This is a genomic window from Coprococcus sp. AF16-22 (assembly GCF_003461545.1).
Lineage (GTDB): Bacteria > Bacillota > Clostridia > Lachnospirales > Lachnospiraceae > Coprococcus > Coprococcus aceti.
Genome location: NZ_QTXH01000003.1, coordinates 252,927 through 271,513, shown reverse-complemented (window position 1 = coordinate 271,513; position 18,587 = coordinate 252,927). Strand labels below are relative to the sequence as shown.

Annotated in this window: 19 protein-coding genes; 1 reads left to right on the top strand and 18 read right to left on the bottom strand. The window is 44.2% G+C overall.

Annotated features, from left to right (window positions below; genetic code table 11):
• Positions 1-45: 45 nt before the first annotated feature.
• From ybaK to DWW60_RS05425, 13 genes are all read right to left on the bottom strand, one after another.
• Entirely contained in the window at positions 46-543 is a 498-nt protein-coding gene (gene ybaK, locus DWW60_RS05485) for a Cys-tRNA(Pro) deacylase (protein ID WP_055146749.1), read from the bottom strand.
• Between the two features lie 123 nt (positions 544-666).
• A complete protein-coding gene (locus DWW60_RS05480) occupies positions 667-2,025 on the bottom strand; it encodes a citrate/2-methylcitrate synthase (protein ID WP_055146513.1) in 1,359 nt (452 codons plus the stop codon).
• 186 nt (positions 2,026-2,211) lie between these two features.
• Complete coding sequence (locus DWW60_RS05475; RefSeq protein ID WP_055223143.1) at positions 2,212-2,808, bottom strand: metallophosphoesterase family protein; 597 nt, start codon at positions 2,806-2,808, stop codon at positions 2,212-2,214.
• 49 nt (positions 2,809-2,857) lie between these two features.
• On the bottom strand, positions 2,858-4,816 hold the full coding sequence (locus DWW60_RS05470) for a BMP family ABC transporter substrate-binding protein (protein ID WP_117874572.1): 1,959 nt from the start codon (positions 4,814-4,816) through the stop codon (positions 2,858-2,860).
• Between the two features lie 355 nt (positions 4,817-5,171).
• Positions 5,172-6,536 carry a sensor histidine kinase gene (locus DWW60_RS05465; protein ID WP_015533782.1) on the bottom strand — a complete coding sequence of 455 codons (1,365 nt, stop codon included), beginning with the start codon at positions 6,534-6,536 and terminating at the stop codon, positions 5,172-5,174.
• 3 nt (positions 6,537-6,539) lie between these two features.
• The gene (locus DWW60_RS05460) at positions 6,540-7,214 is read right to left on the bottom strand and encodes a response regulator transcription factor (RefSeq protein WP_055223141.1); all 675 of its coding nucleotides are present in this window, start codon (positions 7,212-7,214) and stop codon (positions 6,540-6,542) included.
• A 93-nt stretch (positions 7,215-7,307) separates the two neighbouring features.
• Positions 7,308-9,080, bottom strand: a complete 1,773-nt coding sequence (locus DWW60_RS05455; protein WP_055223140.1) for a Na/Pi cotransporter family protein — start codon at positions 9,078-9,080, stop codon at positions 7,308-7,310.
• A gap of 227 nt (positions 9,081-9,307) precedes the next feature.
• Positions 9,308-9,568, bottom strand: a complete 261-nt coding sequence (locus DWW60_RS05450) for a hypothetical protein (RefSeq protein WP_055223139.1) — start codon at positions 9,566-9,568, stop codon at positions 9,308-9,310.
• Positions 9,569-9,601: 33 nt separating this feature from the next.
• A complete protein-coding gene (gene phoU / locus DWW60_RS05445; protein ID WP_022216632.1) occupies positions 9,602-10,246 on the bottom strand; it encodes a phosphate signaling complex protein PhoU in 645 nt (214 codons plus the stop codon).
• Between the two features lie 10 nt (positions 10,247-10,256).
• Positions 10,257-11,015, bottom strand: a complete 759-nt coding sequence (pstB, locus tag DWW60_RS05440; protein ID WP_015533778.1) for a phosphate ABC transporter ATP-binding protein PstB — start codon at positions 11,013-11,015, stop codon at positions 10,257-10,259.
• Positions 11,016-11,031: 16 nt separating this feature from the next.
• Positions 11,032-12,036: a phosphate ABC transporter permease PstA gene (pstA, locus tag DWW60_RS05435; protein ID WP_243002922.1), complete on the bottom strand. Its 1,005-nt coding sequence runs from the start codon at positions 12,034-12,036 to the stop codon at positions 11,032-11,034.
• Positions 12,037-12,888 carry a phosphate ABC transporter permease subunit PstC gene (pstC, locus tag DWW60_RS05430; RefSeq protein ID WP_015533776.1) on the bottom strand — a complete coding sequence of 284 codons (852 nt, stop codon included), beginning with the start codon at positions 12,886-12,888 and terminating at the stop codon, positions 12,037-12,039.
• A gap of 7 nt (positions 12,889-12,895) precedes the next feature.
• Positions 12,896-13,789 (bottom strand): substrate-binding domain-containing protein, encoded by an 894-nt coding sequence (locus DWW60_RS05425; protein WP_117874571.1) that lies wholly within the window; start codon positions 13,787-13,789, stop codon positions 12,896-12,898.
• Between the two features lie 333 nt (positions 13,790-14,122).
• Here DWW60_RS05425 and tsaA point away from each other — a divergent pair, with 333 nt between their 5' ends.
• On the top strand, positions 14,123-14,836 hold the full coding sequence (tsaA, locus tag DWW60_RS05420; protein ID WP_117874570.1) for a tRNA (N6-threonylcarbamoyladenosine(37)-N6)-methyltransferase TrmO: 714 nt from the start codon (positions 14,123-14,125) through the stop codon (positions 14,834-14,836).
• A gap of 14 nt (positions 14,837-14,850) precedes the next feature.
• Here tsaA and DWW60_RS14020 read toward each other — a convergent pair whose 3' ends face one another.
• The 5 genes from DWW60_RS14020 to DWW60_RS05400 form a co-directional block, all read right to left on the bottom strand.
• Positions 14,851-15,114 (bottom strand): aminotransferase class IV, encoded by a 264-nt coding sequence (locus tag DWW60_RS14020; protein WP_334294835.1) that lies wholly within the window; start codon positions 15,112-15,114, stop codon positions 14,851-14,853.
• Positions 15,038-15,625, bottom strand: coding sequence for an aminotransferase class IV (locus DWW60_RS05415; protein WP_330417747.1), 588 nt, complete (start codon positions 15,623-15,625; stop codon positions 15,038-15,040). Before DWW60_RS05415 ends, DWW60_RS14020 begins: the two co-directional genes overlap by 77 nt.
• Positions 15,626-15,659: 34 nt before the next feature.
• Positions 15,660-17,063 carry an aminodeoxychorismate synthase component I gene (pabB, locus tag DWW60_RS05410; RefSeq protein ID WP_117874569.1) on the bottom strand — a complete coding sequence of 468 codons (1,404 nt, stop codon included), beginning with the start codon at positions 17,061-17,063 and terminating at the stop codon, positions 15,660-15,662.
• A 10-nt stretch (positions 17,064-17,073) separates the two neighbouring features.
• Entirely contained in the window at positions 17,074-17,658 is a 585-nt protein-coding gene (locus DWW60_RS05405; protein WP_117874568.1) for an anthranilate synthase component II, read from the bottom strand.
• Positions 17,659-17,847: 189 nt separating this feature from the next.
• Positions 17,848-18,585: an EAL domain-containing protein gene (locus DWW60_RS05400; protein ID WP_055273762.1), complete on the bottom strand. Its 738-nt coding sequence runs from the start codon at positions 18,583-18,585 to the stop codon at positions 17,848-17,850.
• Between the last annotated feature and the right edge of the window lie 2 nt (positions 18,586-18,587).

The window sequence follows — 18,587 nt, the reverse complement described above, 5'->3', positions numbered from 1 at the left end:
TTTCAGCTTCTTAATTTCAGCTTTTTTGTGACGTAATTTAGTCCTTTACACAGTCACATCCACATACTCCAGACGTATGACCTTCTCCAGATCCGCAGGGGCTATCTCTATCTGATACCCAACCTTACCCGCACTCACATACATCTTATCAAGATCTTCAGCACTTGCATCTATCGTGGTCCTGAAAAACTTCTTCATACCGATAGGTGAGCAGCCGCCATGTATATATCCGGTAAGAGGGAGGAGTTCCTTTGCCTTGAGCATATCTATCGACTTCTCTCCCACAGCCTTCGCAGCTTTCTTGAGATCAAGTTCCTCCTTGACAGGAATTACAAACACGTAATTTGCGCCGGACTTCGCAACGGTCACCAGGGTCTTATACACATACGCAGGATCCTGTCCAAGTATGGCAGCAACCTTCTCTCCATTCGTCTCGCCCGTCTCCACATAACAATAATGGTTGTACTTTATCTTCTTGCTGTCAAGTATGCGCATGACATTTGTCTTTTCCTCAGTCTTTGCGTTCTTATTCTTATCTTTCATGTTCCAGGTCATCTCCTTGTCATCAAATGCACTAAGCGCCCCAACCTTGTCTATTGAAGATTGAAGCGCTGTATGCATGTCTATTGTATTCTCCGGCTTTATCTTAATCTGCCGTACATAACTTTATCTGTCTTCCATCGGCAGATACTCTCTGTGTGTTCCCACATACTTGTATGCAGGTCTGATGATCTTGCCGGCATTGACAAGCTCCTCTATTCTATGCGCTGACCATCCCGCAATACGTGCAATGGCAAATATAGGAGTAAACAGCTCGATAGGGATACCGAGCATCGTATATACAAATCCACTGTAGAAATCTACATTTGCCGATATAGGCTTGCCGCTGCGTCTTCTGGCCGCAAGCAGTCTTCCTGATATCTCCTCAACCTTCTTGTACAGCTCAAATTCCTTTGTCCTGCCCTTCTCCTGGGCAAGTCTCTCTGCATATCCCTTGAGTATCCTAGCTCTAGGATCTGAGTTGGTGTATACCGCATGCCCCATTCCATATATAAGGCCTGAATGGTCAAAGCCCTTCTTGTCAAGAAGTCCTGTGAGATATTTCTCCAGTGCAGCCTCATCATCCCAGTTCTTGACATTGCTCTTGAGGTCATCAAACATCTGCTGAACCTTGAGGTTCGCACCACCATGCTTAGGTCCCTTCAGTGATCCAAGTGAACTTGCAACTGCAGAATATGTGTCTGTTCCTGTCGACGATACTACATGAGTTGTAAATGTGGAGTTATTACCACCACCATGCTCAGCGTGTATAACCAGACATATGTCAAGCACCTGCGCCTCAAGCTCTGTATATTTCTTATCTGATCTGATAAGCCTCAGGAAATTCTCCGCAGTGGAAAGCCCCGGCTTCGGATTGTGTATTACAAGACTCATGTCGTGGAAATAGTGCTTGTAGCCCTGATAACCATATGCGGCGATCACAGGGAACTGTGCTATCAATTCCATACACTGTCTGAGAACATTCTCTATGCTTATATCATCCGGATTATCATCATATGAATAGAGTGTGAGAACACATCTCTGCAGAACGTTCATCATATTCTTGCTTGGTGCTTTGAGGATAACATCTCTTGTAAACTTTCTAGGAAGCTCCCTATAGCACTCCATCATCTCAACAAATCTCTTAAACTGCTGCTCATTTGGAAGCTTTCCAAACAACAGAAGATACATAGTCTCCTCAAATCCGAATTTACTTCCGTGAAAACCTCTCTCAAGATCCTCAACATTGTACCCCTGATAATACAGACGACCATCAGTCGGCACTCTCTCTCCATCTATTACATCATATCCTATGACATCAGATATCTCTGTGAGTCCCGTGAGTACACCTTTTCCTGTGGAATCTCTGAGGCCTCTCTTGACATCATAATTGACATAGAGGTTCTGGTCTATCTTGCCAGATTCTGTACAATAACCTGTAAGCTCATCCAGTATTCTGTTATATTCCTCGCTGTTTCTTTCCAAACCTCATGTCTCCTTCCTTTATCCAATCCCTGTTCATCATCCCGGAGCTTCTCCGGATCTTATCAATAAACTATATCAACTCACCACAGTTTATCAAAAAAACTCCATTTTCGCAAGAAAGACAGCAATAAATTTGATTTATTCCTGTCTTTTCGCCGAAATTATTTAATTTCAAAATATTTCTGCCTAAATTTCAATAATATATCTCTCATAGGCATTTATGATCGTCGTGTCCTCGTATTTTGATTCGCGGACAAAATCTCTTCCATAATTTATATGCACATGGCCATGGACAAAATACTTAGGTCTGTACTCCTCCATAAGTGTTCTGAAACACTTAAAACCTGTATGTGGGAGATCCTCGGAATCATTTATCCTGTATGCAGGCGAATGGGCAACAAGTATGTCAAAGCCCTTGTTCCTCATGATCTTAAACCTGAGTTTCCGTACTCTTCTGGCCATCGCACGCTCGGAATACTGATGATCCGCACCACCAAACTTGTATTCCATCGAACCGCCAAGTCCCAGAATTCTGACACCCTTATACACATAAAGCTTGTCGTCTATGCACTCGCAGCCCCCCGGCGGTGTATCCTTGTAGCACACGTCGTGATTGCCATGGACATAGAGAACGGGCGCATGACTGAATGTCGCAAGGAACGACAAATACTGTGGCGATAAATCGCCACAGGATATTATCAGATCTATTCCCTCGACCTTACTCTTATCAAAATAATCCCACAAATACTTGGATTCTTCATCCGCCAACAACAAAATCTTCACGTATCTATTCCCCTGTACTACAGTATACCTTCTCCGTAGGAGATTTATCTTATTTCACTTCCGGAACCGACTTGAGCTCCAGACTCTCCGGTGTGTCTATACCCTGAAGTGCAACTACCGTCTTTGCCTCATCGACAAGATCGTCCTCTGTAGGGAGCATGCCCACTACATTCTCAGCAAGCCAATCCATCTTGAGTATATCTTCATGGAGCATCGCTCCGTCATCTTCATTTCTCACTATTCCGTTCTGGGATGTAAGCTTTCCGCTGAACGGTGTGATAGCGCCCTCTCTTATGAGGTTTGTCATAACCGATATGAGCTTCTGTGTTCCGGCCGGAAGGTGCTTTGAGCATATGACGTCAACTATTCCCGCTGACATACCCCACCAGTAGCTTATCGCATTGCTGGTCTCGTTCTTCTCCTCCTGCTTCCAGTTGCCCTCCAGTATGGATCTAAGGATCCTCTCATAGAATGCACCCCAGTTGTAGAAAGGCATGGCAAGGTTGACGACCTCTCCATTCTGATCATAGTGATAAAGTCCGAAGTTTCGTGACGCATCATCCGGCATGATCATGTCTCTATCGGATATATATGTTATTCCATTTCTCTCGAAGAACTTCTGTGGATCAGCATTCTTAACCTTCGTCCACTGCAGATATATCTTTGCCCTAGGGTTGACCATCCTTGCTCCGATGGCAAATGCATTGATGTTCGCTGTTGTTCCGAATATCGGATAATCAGCTACATATCCTATCTGTCCGTCAGCACAAAGGCTTCCCGCTATCATACCGGTGAGGAACTTCACCTCGTACATTCTTGCATAATAGGTACGCACATGGCTGTTCGCAAGGCTGAGGGAACAGTTAAGTATCTTTATCTCCGGGTGGAGCACTGCAGTCTTAAGAGCCTCAGGAAGCATCTCAGGCCCTGTCGTAAATATCACATCATACTTCTCATCCACAAGTCTTCCAAGGCACTCTGTCAGCTTGGCAGGTGTATCCACATTACAGAAGGTTCTGCTGTCGACAGAATCTCCGAGTTTATTCTCCATGTCCATTCTACCCAGTTCATGGCTGTATGTCCAGACCGAGTTGGCTGGCGACTTATCATACACAAATGCCACCTTCAGGTTCGAAGGGCCTGATGGCTTTATAACCCTGTCGAGTATGGACTTCTTAGGCTCCACAGGATCGAGCTTTGGAAGAACCGTCTTATCCTTCTTCTCATTTGTGAGGACTATCTCATTCCATACCTTGTCAACACTGTCCTTCACCTGGGATGTAGTCATGTTCTTAAGAGCTTCATAGCCATACACATTGAGAAATACAAGCATGGCATCGTCCACTGTTATAGTGAGCTCCTCATTGCCCTTCTTAGCAAGATAAGCCTTCTCAAATGCGAGATGTGCCGAGTTGAAATCCAGTCTCTCATCCTCTGTGAAAACCGCATCCTTAGTGATCCCTATGAACTCCCTGAGCTTATCATATCCACCGAGCTGTGAGAAATATACATAGTTGATCCCCGTCTGCTTGTGGAAATCTATAAATTCAAAATATATCTTATTCTCAAGTGAGTCTGTCCTTCTAGGTATCTTTCTTGTAACCATGGCAGGAACTGAGTCCGCACCAAAGTATTTGAGCACACTCACTCTCTTATTTCCTTCTACTACATAGAATTTGTTCATATACTCATATACCTTTATCGGGTCATGTATACCTTCCTCTATGTGGGAATCACACAATGCGGCCCATTTCATTCCAAATTCAGTATGATAATCCAATATAGGCATAAAATTACTAGCAAACGCCGTCGTCCTTGCAGCGGTAGCGGTTCCAACCACGCGGTCAAGCGATATGGTCTGGAGACCAAGATTCACCTCACCCACAGTGTCGGATGGTGATATTATTTCATCCAAAACCGGAAGATATGGATATTCATTTTTTGCTACGGCTGCCTGATATCTCTTCTCACCAAGCTTCTGAGCCCTTAAATATTCGTTTGCTGACATACTATCACTCTCCTTATTCAAGACCATATAGTAATACTATAAAATTCAATAATCAAGAATTTGTTTCCTTCCGATCCGCCAAAATTATCTGCCTTTCAACTGCATGTTTTGTGAATTATGTATAAACCGCATTGTATGTTATGCATAATTACCACTTGATTTTTTCCGTAACATGCTGTATTATATTATTAAATTCAGAAGATTTCACATATTTTCGAACTTAATGTCGGTGTGTGTGAATACCAATATACTTAAGGAGTCTGGCTAATACACTTCCACCAGGCTCCTTTTTATTGTAGCATCTATTCTGTTCTTTTACAGCATTCCCCATCAAAATTCATTGATTTCGACTGCATCATTGTTCATCTTCCCTGTATGCGTCAAATGTAACCTTTATGTCAGTTCCCTTACCTGGTTCACTGTCCATATCAAGCTGTGCATTGTTGCGGGCAACTATATGCTTTACTATGGCCAGGCCAAGTCCTGTGCCACCTGTGGACTTCGATCTGCTCTTGTCCACCCTGTAGAATCGTTCAAATATCCTCTCCTGATGCTCCTTCGGGATTCCTATTCCCGTATCCTTCACCCTGAGTATAACCTTGCCATCCTCTGCCTTTACAGATACATCCACACTTCCATTCTTATTGTTATATCTGATGGCGTTGTCTGTGAGGTTATACACAAGCTCCTCCATCATCATCTTGTTCGCATATATATATCCGTGACTGCCATCATAGCTGAGTGTCACACTGTTCTTCTCTGCGTTTATCGCCAGCATATCCGTGGCTGTTCTGGCTATGACCGCCAGATCGATCTTCTCCATCAGTGGCGCATCCTCAGATACATCCAGCTCTGACAGTCTGATTATGTCATTGATGAGGGTGAGAAGTCTGTTGGAGTTCTTGTGGATCTCAGTTGCAAAATGATGTACATCCGCCTCGGTGGCCATACCTGTCTCGATAAGCTCCGAATACCCCGATATGGATGTGAGCGGCGTCTTGAGCTCATGTGATACATTTGCCGTGAACTCCTGTCTCATCTGTGAGCTCTTCACTATATCCGCATGCTGCTTCTGTATCATATCTATAAATGGCCGCATCTCCTTGTACGCAACTATGTGGGTATCGTCGTCCAGACTGTTTGCCATCTGCTCTATTGGTTTCAATATGTTTCTGGTCAGATAGTGTGTCACTATGATGGTGACACAGACCAGGATCGCCATCACCACCAGCATGACCGGCACAGCCGCAAGGAACATACTGATTACATTGTTGGTCTCCCTCGCTATTCTCAGCACCCTTCCAGACTTGAGCAGTATCGCATAGTAATATGTGCTCTTATTGAGGGTTTCCGACTTTCTTATAACCTGTCCATCACCATTTTCAAATGCCTCTGCTATCTCTGGTCTGTCAAGGTGGTTCTGCATGGAAGTCTCATCGGCCTGATTGTCATACAGAACACTGCCGTCAGGCGCTATAAGCGTCAGTCTGAGGTCATTGGTATCCACGCTTGCATACACACCGGTGTCATCCGCGTCGAAATCTCCGGTATTCTTAAACACCTCAGCATAGCCCTTCAGATCCCTTATGATCTCTGCCTTGTACACCTCATAGAATATGAATGTCGACAGAACCATGGTCACCGCTATGGCCACCAGTGAAAAGATGATAAACTCCAGATTGATAACCTTTTTCAGTCTTTTATCGTCTCTCTTACCCATATGCTACTCCATCTTATACCCTACATTTCTAACTGTCTTTATCATATTACCTGCTTCGCCAAGCTTCTGTCTCAAAGTCTTGATATGCATATCAAGGGTTCTGGATTCGCCCTCGTAATCCGTTCCCCACACATCCGACATGATCGTGTCTCTGTGAAGAACTATTCCTGCATTCACCATGAGAAGCTTTAAGAGTTCAAACTCCTTGAAGGTAAGCTCACACAACTCGCCGCCCACATGCACCTCGCGTCTCTCTGAATCAAGGGTTATATCCCCGAGTACCAGCTGCTTGTCATCCTGCAGCGCCCTGCTTCTTCTGAGCAGCGCCTTGACCCTGGATATGAGCTCCATCACGCCAAATGGCTTGGTGAGGTAATCATCCGCTCCTATATCCAGTCCCTTGACCTTGTCAAGCTCTGTAGTCTTGGCTGTCACAAGGATAATCGGAACTCTGACAGTATCAGGTCTGCTCCTGAGCTTCTTCACAATCTCAAGACCATCCATGTCAGGGAGCATGATATCCAAGAGTACCAGATCAGGGACCTTCTCCACAGACCTTGAGAAGAAGGATTTCGCATTCTCAAACTCCTCCACCACATATCCGCTGTTTTTCAAAGCAAACATCTCTATCTCTCTTATATTCTTATCGTCTTCTACAATATAAATATGTACTGCCATTTTGTCTCCTTTCCCTATACAATACCACTTTCATTTACATGCATATTGCATTTTATTTTTATCATTATTTTTTATATAAATGCACGCCAGATATCACTTCAGCTTGTATATCTCTCTGTAATATGTGTACATGCTCTGGAAATCTATGTTGGAATCTTTCTTCATGTTGTCCAGATATTCATGTGTATCAAAGTTGTCTGATTTTAACTGGAGCATTGCCACCGCCACGTTGGAACAGTGGTCTGCAACTCTCTCATAGTTGTTGATAAGATTCTCCAGTGATATTCCGAGCTCAATGGTACATTTGCCCTTCTGAAGTCTCTTGATATGCTGCTTCTTAACCGCGCTGTTGAGCTCATTGATGGCTTCCTCAAGCGGCTCCACATGGGATGCCTCCTGAAGGTCTTCTTTGTCGTAAGCCTCCACAGTCATGCTGACTATGTTCTGAACTGCATCCTTGTATACACCCAGCTCTGACTTTGCCTTTTCTGAGAAGGACGCGCCCGCCTCATTCATCTTCCTGCATATATCCGCTATGGTTATGGCGTGATCCGACATTCTCTCAAGATCACCTATGACATGAAGTCCGATCGATACCTTCTGGCTATCCTCATGGGAGAGCTCCTTGCTGCTGAGCTTTACCATATAAGAACCGACCTCATCCTCATAGGTATCTATGATGCCCTCAAGATCCTCAACCTTATCCCTGACCGCTTCATCATAATTATCAACCAGTGACAGTGCCATATCAACACTGTTCTTTGAAAGCTGAGCCATGTATTTTACAACCTCTATACAGTGTCCAACAGCAAATGCTGGTTTCTCAAGGAATCTGGCATCCAGACGCTTGAGCATCTCCAGCTCTGCAGGAGTATTTTTCTCCACCTCATCCTTATCTCTGACAGTGAGCGTTGCAAGCTTCTCAAGTCCGCCTGAGAACGGAAGCAGAAGAAGTGTCGCTGCAACGTTGAACACACTGTGTACAACAGCTATACCAGCTGCATTCGCTGAATCATTCAGGAACTGGAAGTGTACAAATGAATTGACCGTGTAGAACACCACCATGAACACGACTGTTCCTATGATGTTGAAGTACAGATGCACAAACGCAGCTCTCTTGGCATTCTTCTTGGTTCCTATACATGATATCAGTGCCGTTACACAGGTTCCTATGTTCTGACCCATGATGATTGGGATCGCCGTCCCAAATGACACAGCCCCGGTTGCACACAGCGCCTGGAGTATACCTACAGATGCCGAAGAACTCTGTATGATAGCTGTTATCAACATTCCCACAAGCATTCCAAGGAATGGATTGGAGAACATGGTGAGTATATTCGTAAATTCCGGTACATCCTTAAGCGGAGCAACCGCACCGCTCATCATCTCCATACCAAACATGAGCACTGTAAATCCAAGAAGGATTCCACCTATATCGTGCTTCTTCTCAGACTTGGTGAACATGAGGAATATTATTCCTGTTACTGCGAGTATAGGTGAAAAGGATGAGGGTTTCAACATATTAATAAATATATTGTCACTCTGTATTCCTGTAAGGCTGAGTATCCATGATGTTACTGTTGTTCCTATATTTGCACCCATGATGATACCCACTGCCTGTCTCAGCTTCATGATGCCTGAGTTTACAAGTCCAACCACCATAACTGTGGTCGCCGATGATGACTGGATCACTCCTGTCACCGCAGCGCCCAGCAGAACACCCTTTATAGGTGTTGATGTGAGCTTTTCCAGTATCTTCTCCAGCTTACCGCCAGCCGTCTTGGCAAGGCCATCTCCCATCACGTTCATTCCATACAGGAACATTGCAAGTCCGCCCAGAAGGGATAACACATTGAAAATATCCATATCTTTTGTCTCCTTATTACATTTCCAATTACTTCTGTATAAGGACTTGTATACACAATATCCCTTTTACAGCGTCTGTTTTATCAGAGTCTATTGTAAAAGGGATATGTAAAATGTGAGATATGTGTATGTAAAATCTGTGTAAATTTAAAATCTATGTAAAATCCTGCAAAATATTTGGCACAGTTTTGTGGTATCACATAGACCTTTTTTCTGTTTTCATCTGTTTATTTGCTTCCGAGAGGCTCATTTATGAGCAGATACACCGCACTTCCAAGCATTCCTACCAGGAACATGCCATAACCGCCACATATGAACATCAGCTTTGCGAATGATACATCTCCCAGCACAGGGAGCATGTGGAGCAGCAATGCTGCAGCACATCCCGCAAGTCCGCACACCACCATGCTGACTGTTATGAAAAGTTTCATATTGCCTATACCTGTTCTGTGTGACAGTTCATTTATCTTCGTACATACCCACTTCATAGAAATCACCTCTTTTCGTCCATGACTCAATCATCAGTCTATATGTTCTCCTGTTATCGAGAAGAGTACCCACTCTGATATATTCGTTGCGTGATCGCCAATCCTCTCAAGATACTTGGCAACCATAAGAAGGTCACAAGCCTGCTCTCCATCATCCGAATTCTCATGTATCATTGTGATGAGTTCATTCTTGACCTTGTCAAAAAGATCATCGACGACATCGTCATGCTCTATTACACTCTTTGCCTTTTTCTCATCTGCGTTGACATATGCCTCTATGCTTGATACCAGCATGACGATCGTCTCTTTTGCCATCTGCTGTATGTGCTCAAGCTTCTTTATATATGGTGTGCCAGCCATGCACAGTGTGAGTTCTGATATATCTGAGGCGTGATCTCCAATCCTCTCCATATCCGTTATCATCTTGAGTGCTGCGGATATATTTCTCATATCCCCGGCAACCGGCTGCTGGGTAAGGAACAGCTTGAGGCACAGATTCTCAATCTCTCTCTCCTGATGGTCGATGGCGTCATCCGCCTCGATCGCCTTCTTTGCGAGCTCTGTGTCCTGGGCCACGAGAGCCTTGATCGCTGTCTCGATCGCCTGCTCAATCATAGTTCCCATCTCTATCATCTCTGCGTGAAGCTTTCTAAGCTGCATCTCATATTTGTCTCTCATCGTGTCCCTCCTAACCAAATCTACCGGTGATGTAATCCTCTGTACGCTTGTCAGCCGGCTTGCTGAACATCTTTTCTGTCTCTGCGTACTCAACGACCTCTCCGAGAAGGAAGAACGCTGTGTTGTCCGCAACTCTGGTTGCCTGCTGCATGTTATGCGTAACCATGATAATGGTGTAATTGTCCTTCAGTTCAAGTACCAGGTCCTCTATCTTGGATGTCGATATAGGATCAAGGGCCGATGTAGGCTCATCCATGAGAAGTACCTCAGGCTCCACTGCCAGTGCTCTGGCTATACAGAGCCTCTGCTGCTGTCCTCCTGAAAGGCCAAGTGCTGACTTCTTCAGTCTGTCCTTAAGCTCATCCCATATGGCTGCCTGTCTGAGAGATCTCTCAACTATCTCATCAAGCTTTGCACGGTTTCTTATTCCATGGGTTCTTGGGCCATATGCTATATTGTCATACACGCTCATCGGAAATGGATTTGGCTGCTGGAATACCATTCCAACTCTTTTTCTCAAAAGGTTAATATCCATTCCGCTGTATATGTCCTCTCCATCAAGCCTCACATCACCTGTTATCTTACAGCCCTCTACCAGATCATTCATTCTGTTGAGTGACTTGAGAAATGTTGACTTTCCACAACCTGATGGTCCAATAAATGCTGTAACCTCATTTGACGGAATATCCATATCAATACCCTTAAGGGCATGGAACTTTCCATAATAGAGGTTAAGATTTTTAACGCTGAACTTAACGTTATTATTCATCTATTTTTCTCCATTCTTAATTTGCTTTATCTGCTGCAACCCTGCCTGCAATCTTGTCGGACGCAAAGTTGATAAGCACTACAAGTACAAGAAGCACTACCGCTGTTGCATAACCCTGATCCGTGTGAAGTCCTTCTTTTGACAGAAGGTACATATGAACCGCCAGAGTCCTTGTTGAATCGGTAAGCTTTGTCGCCATCTTTGCAACCGATCCTGCTGTGTATATGAGTGCTGCCGTTTCGCCCACGATACGTCCTGTCGCAAGTATGATTCCTGACAGTATTCCAGGAACGGCACTTGGAAGCACTACTTTGAATACTGTTCTGAGCTTTCCGGCTCCCAGTCCAAAACTTCCTTCTCTATAAGACTTAGGCACTGCCATAAGTGCCTCCTCTGTGGTTCTCATTATGACCGGAAGAACCATTATCGCCAGGGTTAACGCACCTGATATGAGTGATAATCTAAGTCCACACGCATTTGTGAAAAACAGCATTCCAAATAGTCCGTATACGATCGAAGGTATTCCTGTAAGTGTCTCCGCTGTGATCCTCACTACCCCCACCAGCTTATTGCCAGTCTTTGCATATTCGACAAGATATATCGCTGCAAATATTCCTATCGGACCTGCTATCAGGAGGGACAGCAGCGTCATGTAAACCGTATTTATAAGTGCCGGTACCAGCGAACAGTTGTCCGATGTATATTCCCAGCTGAATATGTCCGCATTAAGATTTGGGATTCCCTTTACCAGTACATACACCAACAGAAATCCTATGGAGAGCACAGTTATGAGCGTTGCCAGATGTACAAAGATAAACATTATGAATGATCCCGGTCTCTTTCTGTACTCAGCCCATTTCTCAGACCATGTGCTCTTGTTTATAGCCTCTATGCTGTCCACATCAACTATGGATGAAGGATCGTCCTCAGGTGCCGTCTTTTTCGTGCTGATTATTGTATTTTTTGTTCTGTCATCGCCACATGCGACAACTGTCTTTATTCCTTCTACTCTCTCTGTCATCTATGCCACCGTCTTTCTCTTTATGATGGAGAACAGGAGGTTGATAATGAGTATGAATACGAACAGTACAACGCCCGTCGCTATCAGAGCCTGTCTGTGCAGGTCCGTCGCATATCCCATCTCCATTACTATATTTGTGGTGAGTGTTCTGACACCTCTCAGTATTCCGTCAGGCATATGGACCTGATTTCCAGCAACCATGATGACCGCCATAGTCTCTCCAACTGCACGGCCAACACCAAGGATAATCGCTGCCATAACTCCTGACTTTGCTGCAGGGACAACAGTCTTGAACACGCTTCGCTCATGTGTTGCTCCAAGTGCCAGGGCTCCCTGATAATATTTGTCAGGTACCGCTCTTATTGAGGTCTCTGATACACTGATGATAGTTGGAAGTATCATCATTCCAAGAAGTACTGATGCCGTGAGCATCGTATTTCCATTTACTCCAAATATGCTTCTCACCATCGGTACAAGCACACACATTCCAAAGAATCCATATACTACCGAAGGTATTCCGGCCATCAGATTGATAAATGGCTTTATAACTTTATATAATCTGTCGGGACAAAACTTTGCCAGATATATCGCTGTCAGAAGTCCTATCGGAACTCCAATTATCAGTGCTCCGGCTGTCACATATATACTTCCTAATATGAAAGGAAGAATGCCGTAGTACCCATTTGTAGGCTTCCAGACCTCACCAAGGGTGAAATCCCCGAAGCCTATCTCTTTAATGGCCGGTATTCCATTCACAAACAGGAACACACATATGAGTGCTACTGCTGCGATGGATACCAGTGCCGCTATCAGGAATACTACATGCATAATTGTTTCTTTAAGTTTATGCATAAGCTGATTACTTTACGTCCTCCCACTTTGCTGCTGAACCTGTGAATATGTCCTTGACCTGATCTACTGTGTAGTCCTCAGCAGGGTTGTTGTTATTTACTATAACTGCAATTCCGTCCATTGCTATTACTGTTGCCTTGAGACCAAGTGCTGTCTCTGTATCCTTGAGTTCACGTGATGCCATACCTATGTCGCATGTTCCATCTGATGTTGATGTGATACCTGTTGTTGAATCGCTCTCCTGAAGCTCGATGTCAGCGTTTGTGTTGATTGCCTTGTATGCCTCGATAAGTTTTTCCATAACAGGTGTTACTGAAGATGATCCTGCAACAACAATCTTGCCCTTTGGATTTGTTGAAGTAAATGCTCCGCTGTTTGCAACCTCGATGTACTTATTTGCTGAGATGATCTTCTGTCCATCCTCGCTCATGATGTAGTTGATGAAATCCTGTGCAACATCGCTGATGCCATCCTTTGTAACGATGTTGAAAGGTCTTGAAAGTGTGTATGAACCATTGTTGATGTTCTCCTCACTTGCCTCAACTCCACCGATCTTGAGTGCCTTTACTGTATCGTTGAGTGCTCCGAGTGATATGTAACCGATTGCATAATCATCTCCTGCTACTGTTGTGAGTACGACCTCTGTGCTGTTGCATGTGATGGCATTTGTTGTTGTGTTGTCGACCTTATTGCCATCTGCATCCTTCTCCTCAACTCCTGTGAGCTCTACGAATGCTCCTCTTGTTCCTGAGCCTTCCTCTCTTGATACTACTGATATATCCTGTGCTGCATCGAATCCGCCATCTGCGCTCTTTGATGAATTATTTCCACAGCCTGCAAGACTTCCTACCATAAGTGCTGCTCCAAGTGTAACTGCTAATACTTTCTTTAATTTAATCATTTTTCTTATCTCCTTACTTTGTCCATATTCTTTTATGGCTTGTAATGCATAACAAGTTTTCTTCAAAAACTTGCTACATGTGCCGGTTATCTCTTGAACCGGTCTTTACAAATATTGTATTATTGGGACATATCATTCTTTGCTTATGTCCCGGAAAAGAACTCGCGCGCCTTTTGTTCTTTTCTTTGAACTATAATAAATGGCATAAGTAAAATACATAACCAACGCTATGTAAATTGAATGTAAAGTCGGCGTTAATCAATGCATGCTGAATGTACAGCAAATAATCTGCCATAACTTATAAATTGCAACCAGAAAGTGGGATAAATATACATGACAAATACCAGTTTAGAAGTGATAGGATATGTGAGATGCGACTACAAAGAGAAGTTCGGGATTCCAAGGCAAAGCGGTCTGACAGACTGCGCCACCGCTTTTATAGAGATGCTTCCACCGTACAATCAGGCAGAGGCGTTCAGAGGACTTGACGGATTCTCCCACATATGGCTGCTGTGGGACTTCTCCAGGGCTCACAAGAACGGTTTTACCGCAACAGTAAAACCCCCAAAGCTGGGCGGTAACCAGCGGATGGGGGTTTTTGCCACCAGATCACCATTCAGGCCGAACAACATCGGTCTGTCATCGGTGAGACTTTTGGACATTATATATAATGAAGAAAACGGCTGTGTACACGGACTTGTGGTGTCAGGAGCCGATATACTGGACGGAACACCGGTGTACGACATCAAGCCTTATCTACCATACACCGACAGCCATCCGGATGCGACCGGGGGCTGGACAGACTCCCTTGATATTCCGGAGCTGTATGTGTGTTTCTCTGACGATATCACTGCCAAACTTGAAACGATATTTTCAAATACACAGATCGAGGCCCTGAAAGAGATACTTGCGCAGGATCCAAGGCCGGGCTATCAGGATGAACCGAATAGACGCTATGGAATGCTGTACGGCGGATACGATATAAGGTTTACCATATCTGGTGACACTCTTACCATATGCGAAGTGGCTGAGCCCGGACCACAATGATACAAAAAGGCATTTTACCGGCATGAAGCTGAAAAATCATGATATTTTCTCATCATCCTGGCAGTGACACTCCTCTCCTCAAAGCTGATATTTCCCAGTAGTTTCACCGGCATGACCCCCATCAAGGAATTGGTCACAAAGCATTCCTGATATGATGACAGTTCATCAGGGAATATCACCGTCTGCGTGACCGCCTCTGATTCACAGATATACCCCCTTACTGTTCCAGGCAGAAGACCTGAGTCTATCGCGGGTGTGTATATCCTGCCATCTCTCACAAAAAAATATATTGCTCATCGTACCCTCGCATATCTGTCCCTTTGTATTCAGGAAGATCCGTTCATCCATTCCAGCTTTCCTAGACCGCCTTTTTTCAAGAATGCAGTCTCCGTAATTCATGGTTTTATGATATACGAACGGCGACGTCTCATTTCTTCTAACATTACTTATGTCCATTGCAAACCCCCGTTCGTATATATCCGTGGTGTATGGATTATCTCTCATTGAAAAAACCACATTTTTCTGAGTCAGCATGATCTTTAACGCACATCTCCTCATACGACCTGATCGATCTCTGTAATCATGCTCACTCATCCACTTTCTCAGATATTCCAGCACAGCTATCCTGTCTATGCCCCGTTCTGCTGGCATGCCAAGATCCAGGAATCTTGCAGCATCTTCCAGGCGTCTCAGATGCCTGTCAAGAAATATCAGCCTGCCGTCAACCACACTTATAGTTTCAAATGCTCCAAGACCAAATTGAAAGCAATCATCCATTTTTACATTCATTTTACATTTCTCCCATTTTCATCATTTTCAAATGCTACTGCAATGCACTGAGTATTGCTTTTGCCTTATCCCGTGTCTCTTCATACTCTGCACCAGGATCTGAATCGGCAGTAATACCGCCTCCAACGCCAAGATAATACCTGCCATTTCTGTACAATACAGTTCTTATCACTATATTAAAATCGCATTTTCCATCCAATGTAATATAACCAATAGAGCCGGTGTAAATATTTCTCTTCCCGCATTCAAGTTCATCTGTAATCTCCATAGCCCTGCGTTTCGGCGCCCCCGTAACAGAACCACCCGGAAATGCCGCAGTAAGAAGAGACATCACATCTTCCCCATCCTGCAGCATACCTTCAACATTTGCCACCTGATGGAAAACAGTCGCATACTCTTCTATCGAAAACAGTTCAGTCACTTTTACGCTTCCCGGTCTGCACACATGGTTCAGGTCATTCCTCTCAAGATCTACAATCATCAGGAGTTCACTCTTTTCCTTCTGTGATTTCTCAAGCTCCCTCCTGAGTGCCTCATCCTCCCTGTCAGTCTCTCCCCGTCTCCTCGTCCCCTTTATCGGCCGGGTGTACACACGACGATCCTTTATCTGCATAAACCGTTCAGGAGAGGCGCTCACTATCTGATAATCTCCCAGATCAAGATATCCACCAAATGGCGACGGATTGCTAACTCTCAGGTCATGGAACACGTCCAGAGGCTTTTTATCGCTGTCGACAATTATATGCCTTGTCATATTTGCAACATATACATCCCCCTCGGTTATATAATCCTTCAGTCTTCTTATAGAGTGCTCATACTCTTCCCTGCTGCATTCTTCGTACACATTCAAGTTATACTTCTTCCTCTTTTGTACATCTTCACTCGTCCTGTCAATTATATTGCCATTTTCCCGATCATCCCTGCCACAATACTTCTCTATATCATTCTCCATTACATCAATATTTGACTGTGCATCACCTGTCATCCCATTTGCCACAAGATATGTCTCTTTTTTTAGACAATCTTCAACAACGAAACAGTCATAGAAGATCATGACTGCCTCTGGAACAGACACAAGATCTTCATTGATGGAATCAAGCCCCATCCTATCCATTCCATAATCGTAGGATACATACCCTATCGCTCCTGATACGATCGGCAAATCCTCCGAACTCTTATCCATATGCTGTACAAGATACTGTCTCATATATTCTTCAAATGTTATATTCTTTTCAGAATCTCCATTAACCTCAAATGCATCCCCATTCTTAACAAGCCTGAGATACGGGCATCTCCCGATAATCGAATAGTGTCCCAGATTATTCACAAGGGATGAGTCAAGAAATGCTATTCCTGTCTCATCCTCATATATTTCAAAAACATCAGCTGCACACACATATCTGTCAAGTTTTTTTAGCACTCGCCTCATACCGCTCATATATGACTCCTTATCTGCAATTAAACTTCTCCGCCGCTATACAAAAATTATACAATACATCATGACCATACTCCGTAAGTACCGCTTCCGGGTGAAACTGCACCCCGTACAACGGCAGCCTTCTGTGTGATATTCCCATAACTGCACCATCCTCGGATATAGCATCCACCTGGTAATCATCCGGCAGACTGCTGCCATTTATTACCAATGAGTGGTACCTTGTGACATGAAAGCTTTCCGGCAGCCGCGCGAACAGACCTGTTCCACAGTTATGTATCTCTGTCACCTTTCCATGCATTGGCATCTTTCCTTTTTCAACAATGGCGCCCGCACAATACCCAAGTATCTGATGTCCAAGGCAGACTCCAAGTATCGGAATCTTTCCCTTATACATGTTCACAACATCCACACACATTTTTGCCTCCCATGGCCGCCCAGGTCCCGGTGAAAGTATTATGCCCTCCGGCTCCAGATCTTCCACATCCTGCAGAGATATCCGATCGCACCTCTTCACGGTCACACATCTTCCCATTTCCTCAAAATACGCCTTCAGGTTATATACAAACGAATCAAAATTGTCTATCATCAGATACATGCACTTCTCCTTATCCGCAATCACCATAAAACACAAAAAGGATAACAGCCGGCATGCCAAAGCATGCACAGTCGTTATCCTTTTCGGTCCGTAATCTGCACGTTATTTTTATCTTTGATTTTTACAGATTCTATCATATCTGTCCTCAGAAAGCAAATGTCCATATATATTCACTCTGAATCGTTATGATTACTCAGCAAAATGTACTCCCGGCGCATACAGATAGTAGCCCTGACCATATGCCACACCTATTCGTGCCGCGGTCTCAAGCTCTGCTTTAGTCTCTATGCCCTCTGCAACCAGCTTGATCCCTTTCTCCTCACAGAAATCTGCGAAATGTTTCACAAAGCTTCTCTGATACTCATTTGAATCTATATCCTTTATAAGTTCAATATCAAGCTTGATGTACTCCGGATGCAGCATACACACTCTGTTCATCCCTGCAAACTCAGCTCCGAAATCATCTATGGCTATATGAAATTCTTCATCCCGATAATGATTGACCGTCTCAGTGAATGTTGTCTCCTTCTTTATCCTGGTCCTCTCAGTCACCTCAAACACCACATCGTCAGGTGTCAGACCATACTTTTTCATCATATATCTTGTGGTTCCACTGCGGAACTTCGGATCAAGTATGACATTTGGATCAACATTTAAAAACAGCTTTTTCCCAGCCGGCATATACACCGCCTGCTTCAGAGCATTGCGGCGGCATACCGCCTCGAGTTCCCAGACCTTTCTGCACCTGCATGCCAGCTCAAACAGTTCACCTATTTCCATGCTGGAACCACCCAGTACTCTGGACAATGCTTCATAAGCAAATATATGTCCACTTCTAAGATCTACTATAGGCTGAAACACCGGGTATATCCGTTTATTTTTTATTATATCCTCAAGCTCCCTGATCTTTATCTTCTTATTTTTCATCA

Coding starts and splice junctions, on each gene's coding strand:
- pstB (WP_015533778.1), bottom strand. CDS start 11,015: ATGAATAATAACGTTAAGTTCAGCGTTAAAAATCTTAACCTCTATTAT.
- DWW60_RS05460 (WP_055223141.1), bottom strand. CDS start 7,214: ATGGCAGTACATATTTATATTGTAGAAGACGATAAGAATATAAGAGAG.
- DWW60_RS05470 (WP_117874572.1), bottom strand. CDS start 4,816: ATGTCAGCAAACGAATATTTAAGGGCTCAGAAGCTTGGTGAGAAGAGA.
- ybaK (WP_055146749.1), bottom strand. CDS start 543: ATGAAAGATAAGAATAAGAACGCAAAGACTGAGGAAAAGACAAATGTC.
- DWW60_RS05450 (WP_055223139.1), bottom strand. CDS start 9,568: ATGAAGTGGGTATGTACGAAGATAAATGAACTGTCACACAGAACAGGT.
- DWW60_RS05400 (WP_055273762.1), bottom strand. CDS start 18,585: ATGAAAAATAAGAAGATAAAGATCAGGGAGCTTGAGGATATAATAAAA.
- phoU (WP_022216632.1), bottom strand. CDS start 10,246: ATGAGAGACAAATATGAGATGCAGCTTAGAAAGCTTCACGCAGAGATG.
- pstC (WP_015533776.1), bottom strand. CDS start 12,888: ATGCATAAACTTAAAGAAACAATTATGCATGTAGTATTCCTGATAGCG.
- pabB (WP_117874569.1), bottom strand. CDS start 17,063: ATGAGCGGTATGAGGCGAGTGCTAAAAAAACTTGACAGATATGTGTGT.
- DWW60_RS05425 (WP_117874571.1), bottom strand. CDS start 13,789: ATGATTAAATTAAAGAAAGTATTAGCAGTTACACTTGGAGCAGCACTT.
- DWW60_RS05455 (WP_055223140.1), bottom strand. CDS start 9,080: ATGGATATTTTCAATGTGTTATCCCTTCTGGGCGGACTTGCAATGTTC.
- tsaA (WP_117874570.1), top strand. CDS start 14,123: ATGACAAATACCAGTTTAGAAGTGATAGGATATGTGAGATGCGACTAC.
- DWW60_RS05415 (WP_330417747.1), bottom strand. CDS start 15,625: ATGAATGTAAAAATGGATGATTGCTTTCAATTTGGTCTTGGAGCATTT.
- DWW60_RS05405 (WP_117874568.1), bottom strand. CDS start 17,658: ATGTATCTGATGATAGACAATTTTGATTCGTTTGTATATAACCTGAAG.
- pstA (WP_243002922.1), bottom strand. CDS start 12,036: ATGACAGAGAGAGTAGAAGGAATAAAGACAGTTGTCGCATGTGGCGAT.
- DWW60_RS05465 (WP_015533782.1), bottom strand. CDS start 6,536: ATGGGTAAGAGAGACGATAAAAGACTGAAAAAGGTTATCAATCTGGAG.